We start from the raw sequence: 22,342 nt of genomic DNA on the forward strand, positions 1-22,342 counted from the left end.
CTTATTAAGGCTCCTGAGACCTTTTGCTTAATTACTTGGTAAAAATGCTAATCCGATGAAGGCTACAATAATAAATATTACTGCTGTTAATAATAATATTTTAATCATCGGACTTTTAACAAATCTTAAAACATAGCTTTTTTTCGGATTTTCTGGATTATAGTAAACATCTAATTCACTGCCAATAGGAAATTTATCCATTAACGGGTTAGTGGCTATGTGAGCGTTTCTGCTAATCCTTAAATTAGTATCTTCAACATTATTATTAATGTCTGTATTAACATTTTTTAGCGAGGATGATTTGCTATATATCCAGCCATATTTTAATCGTTGAGTATAGCTGACATTGTTAACTACATATTCTACTATGGGAAAGCTTACGCCATTATTGTTCCAGGTAGTATACTTAACCACTTTTCCTTTTACAGCTTTATTGCAGCTTTTTATGGTAGTACTGTCTTTATATTTAAATATTAATGAAATTAATAATAAGATTAATCCTACGACAAAAAATATTATAAAGAATAATAAATTGATTTTCATAAAAATATACCACCTTTCTTTCATTTATTTTATCACAGAAATGGTATATTTTATATTTTTTATATAAAAATTTCTGGAGGCTACTGGTCTCTGTCTATGATCAGGTTGTTAAAATAATTGTCCAGATGTATCTTATGTGCAATGGTTATAATGATGTTTCTAAGGAGTATTTTTTCTTCAGAATCTTTAAGCTCTTTGTTATCTTCAGCAGCTTTAAAGCCGAATATCTGCTGTATTATGCTTTCAAATTCTGAACAGAAATAGTTATAAGCTACCTTGCTTTCATAAGTAGCCTTTTGCTTTTCTAACAGAAGGCCAATATGCTCTAGGGATAAAACTGTCTTTGCAATGGCTATGAATATTAAATATGCTATTTGCTCTCTGTAATACTGCTTTTTAATAGGATTAGAAATGAGCTTCTTTTTAACATAATTGCTTATCATAGAGCTAGTTATGCTTATATCCTGGAGAGGCTCTAAATATTCTCCTATGTATTTTGTTGTCTGCTCTAAATAAAGGCCTACATTAGGAATTTCATCATATCTAGGTAATCGAAAATCCTCTATGGAGGCTTCAAGCTTTTCTTCCATTCTTTTCTTCATAGGGCTATTTACCTTTCTTTATAAATCTTTTCTTCCTATAATTTTATACATATCAAATGTTAAAGTCAACAAAAGCTCAACTAAAGGTATATAATAATTCTTGACAGGTTATTTAAAAACTTATACTATATTATTATATAGGTTTTTCAAAAACCGATAATAAGATATTGAGAAATTCTTTTCTTTAAATATAGCTTTGATAGGAGGAAAATATATGAGTAAGATTTATGAGGTGGATAAAAAAACTAGAAGCTTTGAGGTTAAGGATCCGGGGAGTGCACTGACACATTTTATTGCTTTTATAGCAGCAGTTTTGGGTACCCCTCTTTTGTTAATTCACAGCTTAGCTCTAGGTGCTAGCAATATGTCCTTAATAAGCTTTAGCATATTTATGCTCAGTATGATTTTACTGTATGGGGCTAGTACTACTTATCACACCTTTGATGTGTCAGAACAGATTAACAAGCTTCTAAGAAAAATTGATCATATGATGATTTTTATCCTTATTGCAGGCTCTTATACCCCAGTTTGTCTTATTGGAATAGGCGGTAAAACTGGAAGGCTTCTGCTGATTTTAGTTTGGTCAATAGCTTTAGCAGGTATTATTCTAAAGGGCTTCTGGATTACCTGCCCTAAATGGTTTTCCTCCGTGATATATATAGGAATGGGATGGGTTTGCTTATTGGCTTTCCCTGAATTAATTCAGAAGCTGCCAACAGAAGCTTTTCTATGGCTGCTGGCTGGAGGGGTTATTTATTCAATCGGTGGTATAATTTACGCATTAAAGCTCCCTTTGTTTAATAAAAGGTTTCGTCATTTCGGCTCCCATGAGATATTTCACTTGTTTGTTATGGGTGGCAGCTTATGTCATTTTATTATGATGTATGAATATCTTGCAGTAATGTAAAAAATATGTCAAAAGTCGCCTGAATCCTTAATAAATTGCATTTTTATGAATAAAATTAACTAAATTATCTGTTTATTATTCAAAAAAATATACTATAATATAATTTAGTTAAGATTCAAAATATTGAAAAGGGTGATGGTGTGAAAATTAGAATTGGAATCGCTGGTTATGGTAATTTAGGGCGAGGAGTAGAACTGGCAGCAGCAATAAATGAGGATATGGAGCTTGTAGGGATATTTACGAGAAGAGAACCATCTACTATAGAAGCATACACAAATGTCCCTGTATATCCTATGTCCAAGGCACAAAATATGAAATCTCAGATTGATGTAATGATTCTTTGTGGAGGTAGTGCAAATGATCTGCCAGAGCAAACTCCAGAACTGGCAAAATACTTTAATGTAGTTGATAGCTATGATACTCATGCTAATATATCTAAGCATTTTGAAGCTGTTGATAGGGCAGCCAAAGAAGGTGGAAAGGTTGGTATTATTTCTGTGGGGTGGGATCCAGGATTGTTTTCACTTAATAGATTACTAGGTCAAGCTATATTACCTGATGGTAATGATTACACCTTCTGGGGTAAGGGCGTAAGTCAGGGACATTCTGATGCAATTAGAAGAATAGCTGGGGTTGTGGATGCACGTCAGTACACAATCCCTGTGGAGGATGCTCTTAAGAAAGTGAGAAATGGTGAAAATCCATCTCTTTCTACCGGTGAGAAGCATCTGAGAGAATGTTATGTGGTAGCAGAGGAAAATGCTGATAAGAATCTAATAGAAGAGACTATAAAGACAATGCCAAATTATTTTGCAGATTATGATACAACGGTTCATTTTATAAGTAAAGAGGAGCTTCTCAGGGATCATAGTGGAATACCCCATGGTGGAGTAGTTTTTAGATGTGGCACTACAGGATATGATAAAAAGAACAGTCACCTTATGGAGTTTAAACTACAGCTTGATTCAAATCCAGAATTTACCGCCAGTGTTCTCATAGCTTATGCAAGAGCAGCCTACAGACTTAACATGGAGAGAATAAGTGGATGTAAAACAGTAATGGACATTGCTCCTGTTTATTTGCATCCTGCTTCAGCAGAAGAGCTCAGGAAGCAAATACTATGATATCTTTAGACTGAAGCTACAGTAGAATACATAATCATTAATAATACATACTATTTATTCCTTATAGTAGGATGTAATGGGTGAAGGGAAACATATTAGGACTAGCTATATTGCTGGTCCTTTTGTTTTTATAGTTGAATTATGTAGAATTATCTTAAATAGCAGTTAATTTAGATAAAAATATTGTCAAAAATTGATATTGATTATCGATTAGTGGTGTTATATACTATTATCCGGAATTAAAATATAGGACATGATGAAAGGAAGACAGCAGTGGAATATATTTTTATAAATCCTGTGGTAGCTAATATGTATGTGAAGGAAGAGCTTGATGCTTTGTTATTAAACAATGGCTATACCAGGATAGAAGTAGAAAATGATTGGCATAAGATAGTGAAAGAAAAGTATACAGAGGCTCTTAAATTAGCGGGGAAACCTCTTTTAGATAGAAGATGCCCATTGGCGATAGATACAGCTAGTAAATACGTGAATAAGGAAGAGGCTATTATTCCTGAAATTGATCCTATACTCATCCATTGTGGTATAGAAATTGCAAACAGAGAGGATTTAAAGGGAAAGAAAAAAGTAATTACCACCCCCTGTGAAAGCTTAGCTTCCTATGGAAATAAAAAGAAATTAAAGGATACAGTATTTATAAGCTGGAAGGATTTCTTAAAGGCTTTAAATTCTCAGGAAAAAATTCAGGCGAAATCCCTAGAAGCAAGCCCTATTCCTCCAGGCTATTTTAATGGATTAGAGGCTAAGATCACCAGTATTTCTGGAGAAGAGGCTATAAAGGAGCATTTTGAAAATAAACTTTATAAGGGCAGTGATTTAACTGAGATGCTTTATTGTAAAAATGGATGTAACAATGGAGACGGAGTGTTATTGATAAATGAAAAAAAGTAAGGCTATAAAAACATCCATATCTATTTTAATTATTCTTTTGATATGGACTATAGTTAGCGACCTTGGGGTAGTTAGCTCTTATGTTTTGCCTTCACCCTCAAAGGTATTTGATAGCTTCTTGAAAATGCTTAAATCAGGAGAGATTTTTGAAGATATTTATATAAGCTATATAAGAGTTTTAAAGGGGTTTGGCCTGGCAACCTTAATAGCTTTCCTCTTAGCCATGATCAGGGTTATTTTTCCTAAATGCAGTGATTACTATGAAAATATAGTTCAGTTTTTAAAAAATGTACCACCCCTAAGCTTAATATCACTTTTAATTTTATGGTTCGGTATTGGAGAAGCTACAAAGATAGGAATAATAGTTTTAACCTCCTTCTTCCCCATATACTTAAACACAGTAAAGGGCTTTATAAGCTGCGATAAAAAACTCTTAGAGGTGGGCGAAATCTACGGCTATTCTAAAAGAATGAGCTTTTTTAAGATAAGGCTTCCTTATGCTATGTCAGATATACTGGTTGGAATGAGAATTGGACTAGGTTACAGCTGGAGAGCAATAATAAGCGCAGAAATGATTGCCGCCTCCACGGGTCTTGGCCACATGATTTTATTTGCACAACAGATGTCTAGAACCGATAAGGTTATAGTGGGAATTTTAGTAATAGGTGTAGTTGGTTATCTAACGGATAGATTATTTGCTCTTATAATCGATAAAGCTTTGAAAGGATCAGAGAAAAATGGATGGGATTAAGCTTATTAATGTAGGTAAATTCTATACAGTAGACAAAGAAAGCATAAGAGTTCTTGATGGAATTAACTTAAATATACCAGAAAATAAAATTACAGTGATTTTAGGAAGAAGTGGCTGTGGGAAAACTACCCTTTTAAGACTTGTATCAGGCTTAGAGGAATTTGAACAGGGTGAGATCTTAGGAGCTAGTTCCAAGAGAAAGGCTTATGTTTTTCAGGAGGATAGATTAATGTCCTGGCTAAATGTTAAAAAGAACATCACCTTTGGATTACATAATAAAGCCATAGATCACAGTAAAGTAGATGAGATTATTGAAACTGTAGGCCTTGAAAAATTCTGTAGTGCATATCCCAGTCAGCTATCTGGAGGTATGAAGCAGAGGGTATCCATAGCAAGAGCCTTTGCTTATGCACCAGACTTTATAATGATGGACGAACCCTTTTCGGCATTGGACTTCTTTACTAGAGAGCAGATGCAGAAGGAGCTTATAAAAATCCACGAAAAATTAAAATGCTCAATCTTATTTGTAACTCACAGTATAGATGAGGCTCTTATCCTTGGAGATAAAATTGTAATCTTAGAAAAAGGAATTGTTAAATCTCAATATGAAATTCAAGAGAAAAGCGGTGCTAGAGATTTATTAGATGATAAATTTGTTAAATTAAAAAAGCAGATAATTGATGATTTAAAAGTTATCAATTAAATATAAACAAAATAACGGAGGATAAAATAATGAAAATAAATAAGTCATTAATAAAGAGATTAACAGCAGTACTTGCTGCTGGAGTGTTAGCGGTATCTATTGTAGGATGCGGAACAGAAGAAAAGGAAGCTAGTCTAGATAAGCTTGTAATAACCCATGTAACCTCTCCTTTAAATGTTCCAAGCATAATACAAAAAAATAATAATATCTTTGCTGAGGAGCTAGGCTTAGCTATTGAATATGCTGAAATTACTTCAGGAGCGGATCAAACTCAAGCCTTAGCTTCAGGAGATGTAGATATATTATATGCTGTAGGAGGTACTTCTGTAGTTTCAGCAGCAGCAAACGGTGCTGATATAAAGATATTAAACATGTACAGCAGATCACCAGAAGCCTTCTGTCTATATTCTCATGACGAGAACATAAAGTCAGCAGAGGATTTAAGAGGTAAAACCATAGCAGGACCAGTTGGAACTAACCTTCATCAGTTGTTAGTAGCATACCTTGAAAAAGCAGGAATGACCTTAGAGGATGTTAACTATGTAAATATGGCTATCCCTGATGCAAAAGCAGCCTTAGATGGAAAGAGTATTGATGCAGCATTAGTTGCAGGACCTACTGCTTATAAGGCAAAGGAGCAGGGCTACAACCTTGTTACTAATGGAAAAGGCTTAACAGATGCTGTAATAGCTGTTGCAGTGAGAGAAGATTTTTATAATGAACATAAGGAATTACTAGAGTCCTTTGTAAAAGCTCAAGAAGACATAGTTAAGTACATCAATGAAAACCATGATGAAGCTATGGAGATAGTAGCTAAGGAGCTTGATTTAGATAAAGCAGCAGTAGAAGAAATGTACAAGCAGTATGACTTCAGCGTAGAAACTACTGAAGAAGATCGCAAAGCCTTCCAGAATGTAGCTGATTTCATGTACAAAACTGGAATGATAGAAGAAGAAATTAACACTGCTGACCTTTTTATAAAATAGTAGGTGAATATAAATGATACAGGAAAAAGTTGTAGTAAAAGATAATGATGATATCATAGAGATAACCTATGAGGATATATTAAAATATCATGGAAAGCAGATGATAGGTGGAGCTGCCTTAGCCTTCAAAATAATGCTTATGACCTTTCCCAAGCTTTGCAGTGAAGTGCCGGAGAGAGGTAAATTCAGTTTTTATACTGGAATAGGACAGAATGGCAGGGGCATAATAGACGCAGCAGAAATGGTTATGCGTGTAAAGACTCATGGACAATTAAGAACAGACCTTGAGTATTCCGATGACAAGCTGGGACAGATAGCTCCTGGCGGTGGAAGATATTATTTCGAAATAGGCTATGAGGATAAGCTAATTAAATTGTATCTTAAAGAAGGTATAATACCTGAGGAATTCATAAGGTATTCTAAGCTATCCCATAAGTGCAAAGCAGAAAATGTTCCTATGAAGGAAGAGGATATGGATAAGCTTTTATCCCTTAGAAAAGAATTAGCTAATGCAATTATGGCATCTAGACCAGAAGATATGTTTGTGATAATGGAATAAGGGATTAGACAGTAGTAAGCATAGTATAGGTATTACAAAGCAAAGACATCGAGAAAGGTAGAGATACTTTTTCTCGGTGTTTTTTTGTTGCTATAATTATTTTGGAAAACATTGTAAAGTGTATAAAATATGCTTTGTTACAGTGATATAATTATATTTGTAAATTAGTTTCATAATCTAACGAAGAATAGAGTATTAAATTGGATTAAAAGAATAATATGTTGATTTTATCATTAATTATAGTGGAGGCAATGTGCTATGAAAATAACAGTTATTAACGGCACACCAGTAAAAGGCGTCACTTATCTTATGAAAGAAGAGTTTTTAAGTTATTTATCTGGGGGAAATGAAGTTACAGAGTTTTATCCCAAGGATATTCCTCCCTTTTGTATTGGGTGCAAGAATTGTTTTATTCGTGGCGAGGAAAACTGTCCTCATGCTAATCTTATGAATCCTATTTGGAGTTCAATTATGCAGGCAGATCTTCTGGTTTTTGCTTATCCTGTATATGTTCTTCGTGCTCCAGCATCGATAAAATCTCTCCTTGACCACATGGCGGTACATTGGACAGTGCATCGTCCCGAGACTGAGATTTTTAAGAAAACGGCTGTGATTATCACTAACAGCGTAGGGGCACCTAACGGTTCTGCTCAAAAGGATGTTAAGACGAGCCTACAATGGATGGGGCTTTCAAAGATTTATACCTGTGGAGCTGGTATGATGGGTGATATCTTTGTTGAAAAGATGACTCCAAAGCACCGGAAAATGCTTGAGAATAAAATGCTTAAGCTAGCTACAAAGGTTTCGGCTGTAAAGCCTCGAAAGCATATGAGTCTTAAGGTATGGCTTCTTTTTACTATGGCGAAATTCCAGCACAAAATGGTTTTAAAATCAGAAATTGAACCTAGCCTAGATAATGCTCACTATATAAAGAAAGGCTGGATTAAGAGTTGATATGAATCGATATAATCTATGATAAAAAAACAACAATACTATTAAGGTATTGTTATGTAAATTGACTATATTTCTAATATATGGTATAATACACCGTAGTTTGTATAGATTAATATGAAAATGGAGCTGTGTTTATGAAAAGAATTAAAACCTTAGAAACACGTAACCTGTGTGAAAGCGCAAAAAATGGTGGTTGTGGTGAATGCCAAACTTCTTGCCAGTCTGCATGCAAAACAAGCTGCGGTGTAGCAAATCAAGTGTGTGAAAAGACAGAAGAATAATTTGCTTTATGAGTTATAAAAATGCTGCCGTATTAGGGCAGCATTTTTCACGATAAATGAGATTTTTATAAGTTGGGGGATGGTAAGGAATATGGTTCATCAGTATAAATTAAATGGGTATAACATTGTTTTAGATACTTGCTCCGGGTCAATTCACGTAGTTGATGAGGTGGCCTATGACATTATAGCTATGTACAAAGAAAAAGAAGCAGAGGAAATTGCCTCTGAGCTCCTGTTGAAATACTCAGACAGAGATGATGTTACTGAGGAGGAGCTTCACCTTTGTATTAAGGATGTGAAGGCTTTAGTTGAGACAGGTAGGCTATATTCTGAGGATACCTTTGAAGAGGCTGCAGGAACCTTTAAGGAGCGTTCAGGTAATGTAATAAAGGCTCTATGCCTTCATGTTGCTCATAGTTGCAATCTTAACTGCTCCTATTGCTTTGCAAGCCAGGGAAAGTACCATGGAGACCGTGCTCTTATGAGTCTTGAGGTTGGTAAACGTGCCCTTGATTTTCTCATTGAGAATTCAGGGAGTAGAAGAAATCTGGAAGTGGATTTCTTTGGAGGAGAGCCCTTGATGAACTGGCAGGTTGTAAAAGATCTAGTGGAATATGCCAGAGCTCAGGAAAAGCTATATAATAAGAATTTTCGCTTTACATTAACCACTAATGGGATGCTCATTGATGATGAGGTCATTGATTTTGCAAATCGTGAGATGAGCAATGTGGTCTTAAGTCTAGATGGAAGAAAAGAGATTCATGACCTGACCCGTGTAGATTACTCTGGAAATGGAAGCTATGACAGGATACTTCCAAGGTTTAAAAAAATGGTAGAGTCTAGAGGAGGAAAGGGCTACTATATGAGGGGAACTTTCACTCATGCAAATCCTGACTTTACAAAGGATGTATTTCATATGGCAGACCAGGGTTTTACAGAATTAAGCATGGAGCCAGTAGTTAGTGCACCAGAGGACCCAGCAGCTTTGACTAAAGCGGATTTAGAAATAGTAAAGGAACAGTATGAGATACTTGCTATAGAAATGCTTGAGCGTAAAAAAGCAGGGAAGCCCTTTACCTTTTATCACTATATGATCGATCTCACTGAGGGACCCTGTGTGTATAAGAGAATTTCTGGCTGCGGTTCCGGAACGGAATATATGGCTGTTACCCCCTGGGGGGATTTATATCCCTGCCATCAGTTTGTAGGGGAAGAGAAATATAAGCTCGGTGATATATGGAAGGGTGTAACCAATGATCCCTTGAGGGAAGATTTTCGCAGCTGTAATGCATATTCTAGAAATGAGTGTAAAGAGTGCTGGGCAAAATTATATTGCTCTGGTGGCTGTGCAGCAAATGCTTATCATGCTAGTGGTAGCATCCGAGGAATTTATGAGCCTGGCTGTGAATTATTTAAGAAAAGGATAGAATGTGCAATCATGCTAAAGGCGGCAGAAGCTGAAGGAGGAGTATAATACTATGAACACACCCATAGTAGATTTTGTAAGAGCCTACAGCCACAGCGATACCAGACGTTTTCATATGCCAGGACACAAGGGAAAAGTATTTCTTGGCTGTGAAGCCTTGGATATCACGGAGATATATGGTGGAGATTCCTTGTATCAGGCAGAGGGTATTATTGCTGAAAGTGAAAGGAATGCCACGGAGTTATTTAACTCAGGACGTACCATATATTCTACAGAAGGCTCAAGTCAGTGTATTCGTGCCATGCTTTATTTGACCCTGCTTCGGAGGAAAAAAGATATAAGGCCAGCTATTGTAGCAGCAAGAAACGTCCACAAAGCTTTCATATACGCAGCAGCCTTATTAGATTTTGAAGTGATTTGGCTTTGGCCAGAAGGAAGCTCAGACTCTATTTGTAGCTGCCATATTTCTCCCGAGAAGCTAGAGATGGTTTTGAAGAAAAATCAGGCTTCTGTAGCTGGGGTTTATGTTACAAGTCCAGATTACCTTGGAGGAAGAGCTGAAATTAGTGCCCTTGCTGAGGTCTGTCATAGAAATGGAACCATCCTGGCTGTGGATAATGCTCATGGGGCTTATCTTAATTTTTTAGAGCCATCACAGCATCCTCTGGCTTTAGGGGCAGATATCTGCTGTGATTCAGCTCACAAGACATTGCCTGTATTAACTGGTGGGGCTTACCTTCATATAAGTAAAAATGCACCAGTTTTATTTAGGGAGCAGGCGAAGCATGCCATGGAGCTATTTGGTTCTACAAGCCCATCTTATGTGATTATGGCATCTCTTGATTTATGCAATAAGTATTTGTCAGAGAGCTATTGCTTAAGATTGAAGGAAACTATAAATAATATAGAAGCTTGTCGTAGTGCTTTAAGAAAGTCCCACTGGAAGGTAAAAGAAAGCGATCCACTGCGCATTGCCATCGAGATACCAATGGGGATATCTAGTGATATTCTCACGGACCGCTTGAGAGAGCATCAGGTGGAATGTGAGTATGCAGATCCAGATTATATAGTATTTATGATTACTCCAGAAAATACAGAAGAAGATTTGAACAAGCTTTTACTAGGGATGGGAGAAAACAATCATCCATATGTGGAGAAAAAAGAACTTCCTGTGGTAGAGACGAAACAGGCGATGTCTATTAGAGCTGCAATGTTTGCGGAGCCGGAGAGTATATTAGCTAGAGAAGCTACTGGCAGGATCTGTAGAGTCCCCACGGTATCCTGTCCACCGGCAATTCCTATTGCAGTACCAGGAGAGCTCATAGATGAGCATATTATAAACCTATTCCAATACTATGGAATTAAATATTTGGATGTTGTGAAAGCTAATGATAAATTATAAATAATAGAAGCCTCTATAAATCGTTACTTATAGAGGCTTCTATTATTAAGGCTGTCTTTTTAATAATTTCTTTATTAGTATAAGTGCCGAAAAAATAACTAAGCAAACAACCAAAGTATAGCTTTTAAGGTGAGTTAATATGGTGTCGCCATATATGGTTATAAGAATTCCCTGAGGTAAATGCCTTATAGCTCTGCTGATAATTGAGGCTAAAATGAATTTTTTAAAGCCAATATTAAATACCCCGGCCGAGAGCACGTAGGCTTCATAAGGAATGGGTGTAAAGGATGAAGTCAATATAGCCAAAAATGAATTTCTGCTGTATAGCTCTTTAATCCTATTAAAATTTCCTTCTGAAATGAACTTGTTTAATAAGGGCTTTCCAAATGCTTTTCCTAGATAATAACCAGCAATAGAGCCGAGGATTGAAAAGGCTATAAGAACTACTGAATAGAAGAAAGCATTTTCAGGCCTTAATAAATATATAGGAATAGAAACTACCTCCATGGGGAGAGGTAGAAAAATAGCTTCTGCAAAGGCAACTAGCATAATTCCAAACATTCCATATTCCACAAGTAGCTTAATCAAGTTATCCATAATAGCATCCTTTATCAAATTAATAATATCAATAAAAAATAATCTCTGCCTGTTATGGTAATTCATAGCTGCAGGGATTTTTAATTTGCTTTAGAGTATCATAAGTTTTGATTTAAGACAAGATGGCTCTATCAAATCTATGACAGAAATTATCCAAAGATTAAATAAAAAATACAAAATAAGGCAATAATTTAATAGACAATAATATTTAGTCCTAAAAAGAGGAAAACTAATAGCTATAAAGCTTAGATTTTTATACTTAAGAACGGTTTTTTGAAATCAATAGCAGATATAGATGGAAGGGGATGATTTTATATGAGGAAAGGAGACAGTATAAATGAAGCTTATAAATATGATAGCACAGCTTGATACTATAGAGATAAAAGGGAGTCTTCAGATAAATATAAGTGGTATAGCTTACAACTCCAATGAGGTTAAGGATAATTATATATTTGTAGCAATAGATGGATTTAAGATGGATGGCAATGAGTATATAAAGGCTGCTATTTCAAAGGGAGCTAAGGCTCTTGTAACCAGCAGGAATATTATAGCTCCTGAAGGAATAACTGTTATTAAAGTTGTGGATACGAGAAAAGCACTGAGCTACTTATCCTCTATTTTTTATGATGAGCCTTCTAAGGAGCTAGAGCTTATTGGGATAACTGGAACCAATGGCAAAACTACCACCACCTATTTTGTAAAAGCAATTTTAGATGCCTGCAAGCTAAACACTTCATTGATAGGCACCATAGAAACGATAATTAATGGAAGACACCGCAGCTCTTCCTACACAACTCCCGAGTCCTTAGAGCTCCATGGCATGTTTAGGAATATGGTAAAGGAAAAGGTTGATGCTTGTGTAATGGAGGTATCCTCTCATGCTATAGCGCTATCTAGAGTAGATTACTGCAGCTTTAATGTAGGAGTGTTTACAAATTTAACTCATGAGCATCTGGATTTTCATGGTAATATGGAAAATTACTATAATACAAAGAAACAGCTATTTTATAAAACCAAGGATTTTAATGTTATAAATATTGATGATTCTTATGGAGCTAGACTGGCTAAAGAAATAAAAGATAATGGAGCGCGTCTCTTGACCTATGGCATTAATAGATTAGCAGATATAAACGCTGATAATATTGCTCTTTATGAGAGCTTTAGTGAGTTTACTTTCAATACTCCTGATCAAAATATAAATATAAAAATAAACCTTCCAGGAATCTATAACATATATAATGGTCTGGCAGCAGCAGCCTCCTGTTATGCTTTAGGAATAGACATTAAATATATAAAAGAAGGATTGGAAGCAGTTACGAGAGTACCGGGAAGATTTGAACTGGTACCAACAAATAGGAATATCAATATTATTATCGATTATGCTCATACCCCCGATGGCTTTGAAAAGGTGTTAGAAACAATTAATAAATTTTATGAAGGTAGAAAAATTATAGTATTTGGCTGTGTTGGAGAAAGAGATCGCACTAAGAGAAGTGTTATGGGAAAAATTGCAGAGCAGTATTGCGACTTGTGTGTACTTACAACAGATAACTGCCGATCTGAAGATCCGGAAAAAATTATTGATGATATTAAGCGGGGCTTCATAAATGGCAGTGAATCTTATATTGAAATCCTTGATAGGGCAGAAGCCATAAGACATGCAATTTTACATAGTGTCGACAGGGATACAATAATAATCACCGGTAAGGGTCATGAGCGCCGGCAGATTATCGGAAATAATGTTATGACCTTTAATGAGAGAGAAATAATAGATAATGTGCTAAAGGAAATATCAGCTACTGCAAGCTACAATAATTTCAGTTAAATTAGATTTTTTATGATAGACTCATCAAAATTTGATGGGTTTATTTCTTTTTATTTTAAAAATGGTAAAATATAGTTATAGGTAAATTATGGGTTTCTCTCTGAAGGAGACTAATATGAAAAAGAACAATTACATGAAGGAAATGATATTCTTTATGACCCTTATGCTTATTTTCTCTTATGGAGCTTTTCCTTGGGCAAATTCTGCTCGTTCACAGTGGACAGGTGTTACCTCCACGGGAGCAATCATAACTAATAAGTACTGTCCTATAGTTGTTGAAAAGGAGGAGCTTACCTTTGATGTCCAGGAGTTTCCCATGGATTATTATGATAAAGCTGAGAAATACCTGGCATATGAAGGGAAGGTAACTGCCAGATACAATTTTTATAATCCAGCAGATTACACCGTTCATGCAACCTTGGTATTTCCCTTTGGCAATGCCCCAGCTTATTATGATGTCTACGATAGTGAGTCTAATAGTCTTAAGAAGAATATTGATGGAGAAAAGTATGATATTACTGTAAATGATGCCCCTATAGAAAAGGAGCTGCGACATACTTTTTCTTATTATCCGGAAGAATTCAATATAAAAGATGATATGGCAAAGCTTAATAATGAATATATGAAAGACAAATTTTATTCGCCGGATACTCCAGTTACAAAATACACCTACACCATAAGGGGCGTTGATAAAACAAAATATAAGGTTGCTTATACATCCTTTTTCTTATCCTCAGATAGTAGCAAAACCAAAGTGTTTTTAGAAGATGGCAGTATTGGTTCCTCTTGGGATAATGGTGTTCGGATTGGAAGATTGGGTGAAAATAATGCTTCTTTTGCACTTTATGTAATAGGGGATCCCCTTGAAAAAATGCCCTTCTGGAATATCTATGATGATGTTACAGAAGAGAAGAAAATAGATGGAGAAATCAAACTCACGGAAAGCGTTAGTTTAACCTTTAAAGACCTTGCTTTTATAAACTATAATGAAGCTTCCATGGTTTCAGAATATGACTGGTATAATTCCTTTGTGGCGAGCTTCAATGAAAATGAATGGGAGCAGGGGTATATAGGAATAGGAAATGATTTTAATCCTTACCTTTCTCTCATGCGCTGGTACCAATATGATATTGTTCTTGAACCTGGTGAGAGGATCACCAATGAGGTTACAGCTCCACTATATCCCTCCATTGATAAGTCCTATAATCCTACAGTCTATAGTTATACCTATCTTCTATCTCCAGCACAAACCTGGGCTGACTTCGGACCCTTAGAAATTAATATTAACACACCTTATTTTATTACGGATAGTGGGTTAGAAGGCTTTATAAAAACGGATAAGGGCTATACCTTGAAGCTTGATGGACTTCCCCATGGAGAGCTTGAATTTCAACTGAGCACTGGAAAAAAGCCTAAAGAATCAACCTTTGTATCCAGCTATATGATAAAGTTTATTGTTATCATCTTAGCCCTAGGAGCTGGTGTTTTCTTAATAAGTGGAGGGTTAATATCAATTATTATGTATTTAAGTAAAAAGCATACAGATAGGAACAAAAAATAAGTATCAGGAGGACTTAAGCTATGGCCAAGTTAGAGAAAGTATTAAATGGTAACTTCAATGTTTTAATTAAAGTAATTGAAGATGGGATTCTAAATGGAAGCATGTCTGCATCTTTAGAAGCTTCCAGTGATTTTAGAAGTGGAGATGCTCGCTGCAGTGTTCGGGTGTTTGAGAGATATAGCTATGCAGGAGGAAATCGTGTAAGCTTAAATGTTACTCTGTTTCAGGCAGGGGATGGAGACATACAGCTCTCAGCAATAACCTCTGGAGGTAGTCAGGCTATGTTCTTTAAGATAAATACCTGGGGGGAAGAAGCTTTTCTAGATAAGCTGAAAGAAGTTCTTGGATAAAATAATTTGTAATTAGGATGATAAAGAAAAATATGCAACCAAATGATTAAGTAGTACAATTGAAGTATATAGCTTGTTTATATGGTTCAATTATTTTAAAGGGTAAGGAGAGGTTATTATGATTACTACCACTACTCCTACAGTAGAGGGAAAGAGGATTGTAGAATACAAGGGTATTATTTTTGGCGAAGTGATTTCTGGAGTCAATGTCTTCAAGGATTTTGCTGCAGGACTAAGTAATTTCTTTGGAGGACGTTCTGCTACCTATGAGGAAGAGCTGATGAATGCCAGAGAAAATGCTTTGAGAGAAATGGAGCAGAGAGCTGCTGCCAGAGGTGCTAACGCAGTGGTTGGCGTAGATGTTGACTATGAAGTATTAGGTGCCGATAATGGCATGCTCATGGTAATTGCTAGTGGTACAGCTGTGGTTGTGGAATAAAATATGAATTTTAAACCTGTGTAGATTTTATTTTACATAGGTTTTTTATTTTTTTATCTAAATATAAATAGAGCTTACTTATTGAATTGGTAAAAATATACACAAAATTAATTAAGTAGTATAATTTAATTATTAAATCAATTACCAAAAGGTTTGGTAGCCTTTTCTAAATATATAGCACGAAACTGAGTAATGAAGTAGAGAAAGTAAATATATAAAAGAAACAAGCGAGGAAAAAAGATGGATTACTCTCATGAAATTATTATGCCAAATGATGATATACCTTTTAAGATGTTTATTTTTGAGGGGAAGGATGGAAAGTATGTCAGGGGAAAGCACTGGCATAATTCCATAGAAATTTTTGCATTGCTGCAAGGAGAGCTGGAGTTTTATGTGAATGAAGCTAAGCATCCTTTAAAGCCCGGTGAGTTTATGCTTGTAAATTCCAACGAAATACATTCAATACATGCACAGAAAAGGAATTTTACAGTAGTTTTGCAAATTCCCCTGGAGACCTTTAAAAAGTATTATACCGATGAAAGATTTATATATTTTACTCACAGTAGAAGACTTCAGGATGAGGAAGTCATGAGAGTTATACAGAATATGTATGAGGTTTATACAGATAGAAGCTTTGGTTATGAGCTTAAGGTCCAGAGCTTCTTTTATCACCTTCTATATCTTTTGGTAAGCAAGTACCGTGAAGTAAATGTAGATGAAGAAATGATAAAAAATACTAAAAAGCTGAATAAGCTTTCTAAGATTACTGCTTATATGAAAGAAAACTATAATAGTGATCTATCCTTAGAGAGTCTTGCCAGTACCTTTGGATATTCTCCTACATATTTATCAAGAATGTTTCAGAAATATGCCAAGATGAACTACAAAGCTTATCTAGACAATCTTCGGTTAGAGTATGCTTATAAAGCTTTGGTCAATACAGATTTATCAATTAGTACCATAGCCAGTGATAATGGCTTTCCAAATAGCAAAGCATTCACAAAAATGTTCCGCAAAAAATATGATAAGCTTCCCAGTGAGTTTAGAAAAGAGCTGCCAAAATAATAGAATCAAAGGAATAATAAAGCTCATTGTATTTATAAAAGGACAAGAAATTGCCATAAAGTAGCTAAGTATTTGGTCGTAGGAGATTTTGGAAATTGTTATAATTATTATACGGTTTTCAAGGAGGAAAAAATATGCACATTAAAAAAGTAACAGACCTATGCTTTAGTTCTTATGGACGAGTTCTTGAGGGATATGATGTTTCTCAGCTTTTAAAAGCAATGGAACATACCCCTTTGCCACTGGGAGAAGTGATATATGAGCCTTCCTGTGAAGAGCTGGAGGAGCTTGCTGTGGCAGAACAGTTTCAAGATGATGCCTACGGTGGACTACCCATTCAGATTGGTTATTGTAATGGTTTTAATTCTATGCTCAATGCCTTGGAATATCACCGCTCTTCGGAAATTAATGTTGCTGTTACGGATATGATTCTCCTTGTGGGAAAACAACAGGATATTTCTGAGGATTACAAATATGCTACCGATAAAGTAGAGGCATTTTTGGTTCCTGCAGGAACTGTGGTTGAGATGTATGGAACAACCTTACATTATGCACCCTGCATGAAGGATGACAAAGGCTTCCGCTGTGTAGTTATTCTGCCGAGAGATACCAACAGGGAGCTTTCTCACTCACCTAGTAGGATAGGCGAAGCTATGCTCCTTACAGCTAAAAATAAATGGTTGATTGCCCATGAGGATTCTGGCATAGAAGGAGCCTTTTATGGACTCACAGGAAAGAATATATCACTAATTTAAGGGGGATAAATTATGAATGCACCAAAAATAAAAATAGGAATTGTGGCTGTTAGCCGAGATTGCTTTCCAGAAAGCTTATCTGTGAATCGTAGAAGAAAGCTTGTGGATGAGTATATAAAAAAATATTCATCAGAGGATATATATGAATGTCCAATCTGTATCGTTGAAAGCGAGATTCATATGGTACAAGCGTTGGAGGATATAAAAAAAGCTGGATGTAATGCACTATGTGTATACCTTGGTAATTTCGGACCAGAGATTGCCGAGACTCTCCTTGCAAAGCATTTTCATGGACCTAAGATGTTCATTGCAGCTGCTGAGGAGTCCGGAAACAACCTGATACAGGGGCGTGGAGATGCCTACTGTGGTATGCTGAACGCAAGCTATAATCTTCAGCTTAGAAATATCAAGGCATATATACCAGAATATCCTGTAGGGGATGCTGAGGAATGTGCAGACATGATTCACGACTTTGTTCCTATAGCAAGGGCTATAGAAGGTATTAGCAATCTTAAGATTATCAGCTTCGGTCCTCGTCCCTTAAACTTCCTTGCCTGTAATGCCCCAATCAAGCAGCTTTACAATATGGGTATCGAGATTGAGGAAAATTCAGAGCTTGATCTCTTTGAGGCCTTTAATAAGCATCTGGGTGACGAGAGAATTCCAGGGATTGTAAAAGAGATGGAAGAAGAGCTTGGAGCTGGGAATAAGAAACCAGAAATCCTTGCAAAGCTTGCCCAGTATGAGCTTACCCTGAAGGATTGGGTAGAGGAGCACAAAGGCTACCGTAAATATGTTGCAATCGCAGGGAAGTGCTGGCCAGCCTTCCAGACTCAATTTGGATTTGTGCCATGCTATGTGAACAGCCGTCTTACAGCACAGGGGATTCCCGTAGCTTGTGAGGTAGATATTTACGGAGCACTCAGTGAGTTCATCGGAACTATTGTAAGTAATGACACCGTAACACTTCTTGATATTAATAACTCTGTTCCTAAGGATATGTATAAAGAAGAAATCAAAGGAAAATACAGCTATACTCAAGAAGATACCTTTATGGGCTTCCATTGTGGAAATACAGCCGCTGGAAAGCTTTCCTTCTGTGAGATGAAATACCAGATGATTATGGCAAGAGCTCTCCCTGAGGAAGTTACACAGGGCACCCTAGAAGGGGATATTATACCTGGAGATATTACCTTCTATCGCCTACAGAGCACTGCAGACTCCAAGCTTCGTGCTTACATTGCACAGGGTGAGGTCCTTCCCGTGGCAACCCGTTCCTTTGGTTCCATCGGTGTCTTCGCAATTCCTGAGATGGGAAGATTCTACCGTCATGTACTTATCGAAGGCGGATTCCCTCATCATGGAGCAGTTGCCTTCGGACATTTCGGGAAGCCATTATTTGAAGTGTTCAAATACATTGGTGTTCCTGTAGAAGATATCGGCTATAACCAGCCAGCAGGGGTGAGATATCCTACAGAAAATCCATGGAGATAATAGATTAGTGAAGGGGGACGTGATAACGTCCTGCTTTCTCTGTACTAAAAAATACTACAGAATTGGTGTGCAACCCCTATATAGGGGTAGCATATCAATTCTGTAGTATTTTTTGATGCTGAATTAATTATAAAATCTTTGGAACTTAATCCGTAAGGGCAGAATCCTCAAGTCCATCTTCATTGACTGTGCCCATGGGTGAGGTTATTGGTCCATCGAAGGAGAAGTGACCACCATATTCTGTTATTGCTTCTCCCTGGTCAATGAGGACAACACCTTCTATGTTATCTCTTTCTAAAAGAGAGCTTACAAGAGTTCCTAAAGCCATACCACCTCCGGCAGTACCAGCCGCATTTTCATTAAAGAATTCCTTAGAGAGCTCTACATAGCAAATACCATCTTCAACTCTTGTACCAATAAGCTTTACGGTGCTTAATATAGCTCTAGTTCTACCTTCTGCTTTTGGGCCTTCAATAAGAGCTTCTACTATAGCATCTTCTAGAGTTTTATCATTATCATAGGAGATAACCCTGGTTTCCTTTAGCATATAGTTCACTTCAGCATCAGAGAAATATAGGGTAACCTTTTCACTCTTATGAGTTTCTTCCCTTTGCTCAACCTCTTCTTCATCCTCAGAAACGGGAGGATTACTTTGAGGCTCTTCCTTTTGTTCGCCATCAGAAACCGGAGGATTACCGGAATTGTCTGATCCAGGAGTTGATGGAGCCTCAGGGCTTGCGCAGGCAACTAGAAGGCTTAGAAGCAGTACTGCCACTGCTGTAATTAGAGTAAAAGAACCTGACTTTCTTTTGTTATTAGTATTTTTCATATAATCAAATCCTTTCTTGGAATATTTTTGTGAGAAATATAGATTTGCTTGCAATTACCTTATAATTACATTTTAAGGTTTTTAAGCTATTCAGTCAAATGGAGCATCGAAGCTTGCTTCTTAAGCCTTGTGCCAATAGCAAATTTTAAATATACTTATAGGGATAATAAAAATGGTTTGGTGATAGAAATGGATTTTGTTGCAATAGATTTTGAAACAGCTAATGAAAAAAGAAATAGTCCCTGCTCCATTGGTATTGTGGTGGTAAAAGGGGGGGAAGTAGTAGAAAAGCTTCATTATTTAATAAGACCTCAGGAAATGAGATTTATGCCTATAAATATAGGTATCCATGGAATAAGACCTGCAATGGTAAAGGATGCCCCAGAATTTCCTGAAGTGTGGGAGAAAATTAAGAATTATTTTCCTAATAGCACAGTGGTAGCTCACAATGCTTCATTTGATATATCGGTTCTTAGAAAAACTGCAGAGCTTTATGATATAGAGCTCCCCAGCTTTCAATATATATGTACCATGAAGCTCGCGAAGAATTTTTATCTAGGTTTACAGGATGCAAAGCTAAACACTGTTAATGATTTTTTAGATTATAAGTTTATCCATCATGATGCCCTATATGATGCCCTTGCCTGCTCCAATATACTCCTGAAGGTATCAGAGGAATTAAAAACCACTGATATACAGGAGGTAGCTGATATTACTGGATTAGTGATGGGCTATGTTGACTGTAAGGGTTACAGCTCTTGTAGTCTTAAGGGAAGAGCTATAAGAACCTCAAATAAAACCTATTATTATAAAAGGGAAAATAATGCAGAAAACTACAACAGGGAAGCCTTTAAAAATGAAGTGGTCGTATTTACTGGAAAGCTAAATTCCATGTCCAGAGACCAAGCCATGACCCTGGTAAGGCGACTTGGAGGAGCTACAGGAGGCACCGTTACAAAAAAGACTACTATTCTGGTTACTAACATGAAGAACATTCAAGGCCTCAGAAGGGAAGAAATGAGTACGAAGCTTAGAAAAGCAACGGATTATAAAGCCAAAGGGCAAGATATCACTCTATTAAATGAAGAGGAATTTTTAGAGATGAGGTATTCTCGTACAGGTCCTACATATACATTACAATTATAAACTCTTGATTTTTACTAAAGCACTTGTGGGAAAATATTGTAAGATAGTTCGTTTAGTATATAATTAATATATGAGCCTTAAGTTAAGTGAGGCATTAAATTATGGGGGAATATCTTATGTTAAAGGAAAAACTATTACCTATTTCGTTTTTTTGTTTAGCTTTTGCTATTATTATCAGTGCTTTTATTATTTCAAAGGGTATGGAAACTAATGGTGCATATGTAAGCTCGGGCTTAGATTCCTTAGCGAGGCAATTAAATGTTATGAATAATAATTCAAGTTACAATAATTCAAGTTACAATAATAATGAGGTGGCTGAAGAAAATTTTGGCTTATCTGAACTTGGTGAGTATTTAAGGTTATCTGATAGTCAGGTATTGAAGCTCGTTAGTGATGAGAATTCTGGAATTCCATATATAAATATAGATGGTATCTATACCTTTAATAGAAGTGCCATAAATAAATGGCTTGAGACTGTTAGACTTGAAATAAATTAATAAGTGAAGGATCTCTATAAAATAGAGGTCTTTTTTTAATAACCAAAGATGTTTATTTCCGTCATATTAGTTGAAGGAAAATCAGGAGGATAAATAGTTGGAAGATAAAGAGATAATAAGCTTATATCAGAAAAGAGAAGAGGCTGCCATTGAAGAGACAGAAAAAAAGTTTGGTAAGCTCCTAAGGCATATGGCAATGACTATACTAAGAAATCCTCAGGAGGCTGAGGAGTGCGTAAATACTACATAATGAATATAATATTTCAGAAATAATCATTAATCCCATGTCTATTTCAATAAAAGGTCATTCTTCAGAGCATAAGAATAGCTTTGGAGAAGATACCTTAGCAGAGGCTATTATTTTAAAGGATGGAACAAGGATTGATCTTGAGAATCAAAGAGAAGCTGTTACAGTATATGATGATGTACATTTAAGCGGCTCCTTTAATAAGGTCATTGATCCAGCTGCTGTAGTTATATATGGTAATGAATATCCAGTAGAAAAATTTAGTCCTATGACTAGCATAGCTGATAAGGAGGACTTCTTAGATATTTATTATACTGCTTTGGTATTCATAGATATATTAATGCTCTTTAAGCTTCTTTATTTATATATTGAATCAAAAAATATTTAACC

At 36.0% G+C, this 22,342-nt stretch carries 26 protein-coding genes; 22 read left to right on the forward strand and 4 right to left on the reverse strand.

Annotation, left to right across the window (positions count from 1 at the left end):
• Positions 1-27: 27 nt before the first annotated feature.
• Together ACPWSR_RS12180 and ACPWSR_RS12185 are read right to left on the reverse strand one after the other, a co-directional pair.
• The gene (locus ACPWSR_RS12180) at positions 28-543 is read right to left on the reverse strand and encodes a DUF3592 domain-containing protein (RefSeq protein WP_426348498.1); all 516 of its coding nucleotides are present in this window, start codon (positions 541-543) and stop codon (positions 28-30) included.
• Between the two features lie 80 nt (positions 544-623).
• Positions 624-1,145, reverse strand: coding sequence for a DUF1836 domain-containing protein (locus ACPWSR_RS12185; protein WP_426348499.1), 522 nt, complete (start codon positions 1,143-1,145; stop codon positions 624-626).
• A gap of 214 nt (positions 1,146-1,359) precedes the next feature.
• Between ACPWSR_RS12185 and trhA the strand changes: the two genes are divergently transcribed.
• From trhA to ACPWSR_RS12240, 11 genes are all read left to right on the forward strand, one after another.
• Entirely contained in the window at positions 1,360-2,052 is a 693-nt protein-coding gene (gene trhA / locus ACPWSR_RS12190) for a PAQR family membrane homeostasis protein TrhA (RefSeq protein WP_426348500.1), read from the forward strand.
• Positions 2,053-2,192: 140 nt separating this feature from the next.
• On the forward strand, positions 2,193-3,176 hold the full coding sequence (locus ACPWSR_RS12195) for a diaminopimelate dehydrogenase (protein ID WP_426348501.1): 984 nt from the start codon (positions 2,193-2,195) through the stop codon (positions 3,174-3,176).
• 273 nt (positions 3,177-3,449) lie between these two features.
• Entirely contained in the window at positions 3,450-4,085 is a 636-nt protein-coding gene (locus ACPWSR_RS12200) for a hypothetical protein (RefSeq protein ID WP_426348502.1), read from the forward strand.
• On the forward strand, positions 4,072-4,836 hold the full coding sequence (locus ACPWSR_RS12205) for an ABC transporter permease (protein ID WP_426348503.1): 765 nt from the start codon (positions 4,072-4,074) through the stop codon (positions 4,834-4,836). Before ACPWSR_RS12200 ends, ACPWSR_RS12205 begins: the two co-directional genes overlap by 14 nt.
• The gene (locus tag ACPWSR_RS12210; protein WP_426348504.1) at positions 4,823-5,539 is read left to right on the forward strand and encodes an ABC transporter ATP-binding protein; all 717 of its coding nucleotides are present in this window, start codon (positions 4,823-4,825) and stop codon (positions 5,537-5,539) included. The genes ACPWSR_RS12205 and ACPWSR_RS12210 overlap by 14 nt, the downstream gene beginning before the upstream one ends.
• A 29-nt stretch (positions 5,540-5,568) precedes the next feature.
• Entirely contained in the window at positions 5,569-6,525 is a 957-nt protein-coding gene (locus ACPWSR_RS12215; protein ID WP_426348505.1) for an ABC transporter substrate-binding protein, read from the forward strand.
• A gap of 13 nt (positions 6,526-6,538) precedes the next feature.
• The gene (locus tag ACPWSR_RS12220) at positions 6,539-7,084 is read left to right on the forward strand and encodes a hypothetical protein (RefSeq protein ID WP_426348506.1); all 546 of its coding nucleotides are present in this window, start codon (positions 6,539-6,541) and stop codon (positions 7,082-7,084) included.
• 258 nt (positions 7,085-7,342) lie between these two features.
• Entirely contained in the window at positions 7,343-8,038 is a 696-nt protein-coding gene (locus tag ACPWSR_RS12225; protein WP_426348507.1) for a flavodoxin family protein, read from the forward strand.
• A 134-nt stretch (positions 8,039-8,172) separates the two neighbouring features.
• Complete coding sequence (gene scfA, locus ACPWSR_RS12230) at positions 8,173-8,319, forward strand: six-cysteine ranthipeptide SCIFF (RefSeq protein WP_426348508.1); 147 nt, start codon at positions 8,173-8,175, stop codon at positions 8,317-8,319.
• 79 nt (positions 8,320-8,398) lie between these two features.
• On the forward strand, positions 8,399-9,793 hold the full coding sequence (scfB, locus tag ACPWSR_RS12235; protein WP_426348509.1) for a thioether cross-link-forming SCIFF peptide maturase: 1,395 nt from the start codon (positions 8,399-8,401) through the stop codon (positions 9,791-9,793).
• Between the two features lie 4 nt (positions 9,794-9,797).
• Positions 9,798-11,147 carry a hypothetical protein gene (locus ACPWSR_RS12240; RefSeq protein ID WP_426348510.1) on the forward strand — a complete coding sequence of 450 codons (1,350 nt, stop codon included), beginning with the start codon at positions 9,798-9,800 and terminating at the stop codon, positions 11,145-11,147.
• Positions 11,148-11,192: 45 nt separating this feature from the next.
• Here the strand turns inward: ACPWSR_RS12240 and ACPWSR_RS12245 are convergent, their stop codons facing one another.
• Positions 11,193-11,744, reverse strand: coding sequence for a YqaA family protein (locus ACPWSR_RS12245; RefSeq protein ID WP_426348511.1), 552 nt, complete (start codon positions 11,742-11,744; stop codon positions 11,193-11,195).
• 337 nt (positions 11,745-12,081) lie between these two features.
• Here ACPWSR_RS12245 and ACPWSR_RS12250 point away from each other — a divergent pair, with 337 nt between their 5' ends.
• The 7 genes from ACPWSR_RS12250 (at position 12,082) to ACPWSR_RS12280 (ending at position 19,233) form a co-directional block, all read left to right on the forward strand.
• Positions 12,082-13,569: a UDP-N-acetylmuramoyl-L-alanyl-D-glutamate--2,6-diaminopimelate ligase gene (locus tag ACPWSR_RS12250; protein ID WP_426348512.1), complete on the forward strand. Its 1,488-nt coding sequence runs from the start codon at positions 12,082-12,084 to the stop codon at positions 13,567-13,569.
• Positions 13,570-13,684: 115 nt separating this feature from the next.
• The gene (locus tag ACPWSR_RS12255; protein WP_426348513.1) at positions 13,685-15,130 is read left to right on the forward strand and encodes a hypothetical protein; all 1,446 of its coding nucleotides are present in this window, start codon (positions 13,685-13,687) and stop codon (positions 15,128-15,130) included.
• A gap of 20 nt (positions 15,131-15,150) precedes the next feature.
• The gene (locus tag ACPWSR_RS12260; RefSeq protein ID WP_426348514.1) at positions 15,151-15,480 is read left to right on the forward strand and encodes a DUF6054 family protein; all 330 of its coding nucleotides are present in this window, start codon (positions 15,151-15,153) and stop codon (positions 15,478-15,480) included.
• Between the two features lie 118 nt (positions 15,481-15,598).
• A complete protein-coding gene (locus tag ACPWSR_RS12265) occupies positions 15,599-15,919 on the forward strand; it encodes a putative heavy metal-binding protein (RefSeq protein ID WP_426348515.1) in 321 nt (106 codons plus the stop codon).
• 240 nt (positions 15,920-16,159) lie between these two features.
• A complete protein-coding gene (locus tag ACPWSR_RS12270; protein ID WP_426348516.1) occupies positions 16,160-16,984 on the forward strand; it encodes an AraC family transcriptional regulator in 825 nt (274 codons plus the stop codon).
• Between the two features lie 134 nt (positions 16,985-17,118).
• Positions 17,119-17,739 carry a DUF4867 family protein gene (locus ACPWSR_RS12275; protein WP_426348517.1) on the forward strand — a complete coding sequence of 207 codons (621 nt, stop codon included), beginning with the start codon at positions 17,119-17,121 and terminating at the stop codon, positions 17,737-17,739.
• Between the two features lie 12 nt (positions 17,740-17,751).
• Positions 17,752-19,233 carry an L-fucose/L-arabinose isomerase family protein gene (locus ACPWSR_RS12280; protein WP_426348518.1) on the forward strand — a complete coding sequence of 494 codons (1,482 nt, stop codon included), beginning with the start codon at positions 17,752-17,754 and terminating at the stop codon, positions 19,231-19,233.
• A gap of 145 nt (positions 19,234-19,378) precedes the next feature.
• Here ACPWSR_RS12280 and ACPWSR_RS12285 read toward each other — a convergent pair whose 3' ends face one another.
• Positions 19,379-20,062 carry a GerMN domain-containing protein gene (locus ACPWSR_RS12285; protein WP_426348519.1) on the reverse strand — a complete coding sequence of 228 codons (684 nt, stop codon included), beginning with the start codon at positions 20,060-20,062 and terminating at the stop codon, positions 19,379-19,381.
• Positions 20,063-20,251: 189 nt separating this feature from the next.
• Here ACPWSR_RS12285 and ACPWSR_RS12290 point away from each other — a divergent pair, with 189 nt between their 5' ends.
• The 4 genes from ACPWSR_RS12290 to ACPWSR_RS12305 all read left to right on the forward strand — a co-directional run bounded on the left by ACPWSR_RS12290 (position 20,252) and on the right by ACPWSR_RS12305 (position 22,340).
• Positions 20,252-21,208 (forward strand): exonuclease domain-containing protein, encoded by a 957-nt coding sequence (locus ACPWSR_RS12290; RefSeq protein ID WP_426348520.1) that lies wholly within the window; start codon positions 20,252-20,254, stop codon positions 21,206-21,208.
• A 116-nt stretch (positions 21,209-21,324) separates the two neighbouring features.
• Positions 21,325-21,705, forward strand: coding sequence for a hypothetical protein (locus tag ACPWSR_RS12295; protein WP_426348521.1), 381 nt, complete (start codon positions 21,325-21,327; stop codon positions 21,703-21,705).
• Between the two features lie 97 nt (positions 21,706-21,802).
• Positions 21,803-21,955, forward strand: coding sequence for a hypothetical protein (locus tag ACPWSR_RS12300; RefSeq protein ID WP_426348522.1), 153 nt, complete (start codon positions 21,803-21,805; stop codon positions 21,953-21,955).
• Between the two features lie 34 nt (positions 21,956-21,989).
• Complete coding sequence (locus ACPWSR_RS12305; RefSeq protein ID WP_426348523.1) at positions 21,990-22,340, forward strand: hypothetical protein; 351 nt, start codon at positions 21,990-21,992, stop codon at positions 22,338-22,340.
• Positions 22,341-22,342: the final 2 nt, after the last annotated feature.

It is taken from the genome of Alloiococcus sp. CFN-8 (genome assembly GCF_049943125.1).
GTDB lineage: Bacteria > Bacillota > Clostridia > Clostridiales > Clostridiaceae > JAEXZL01.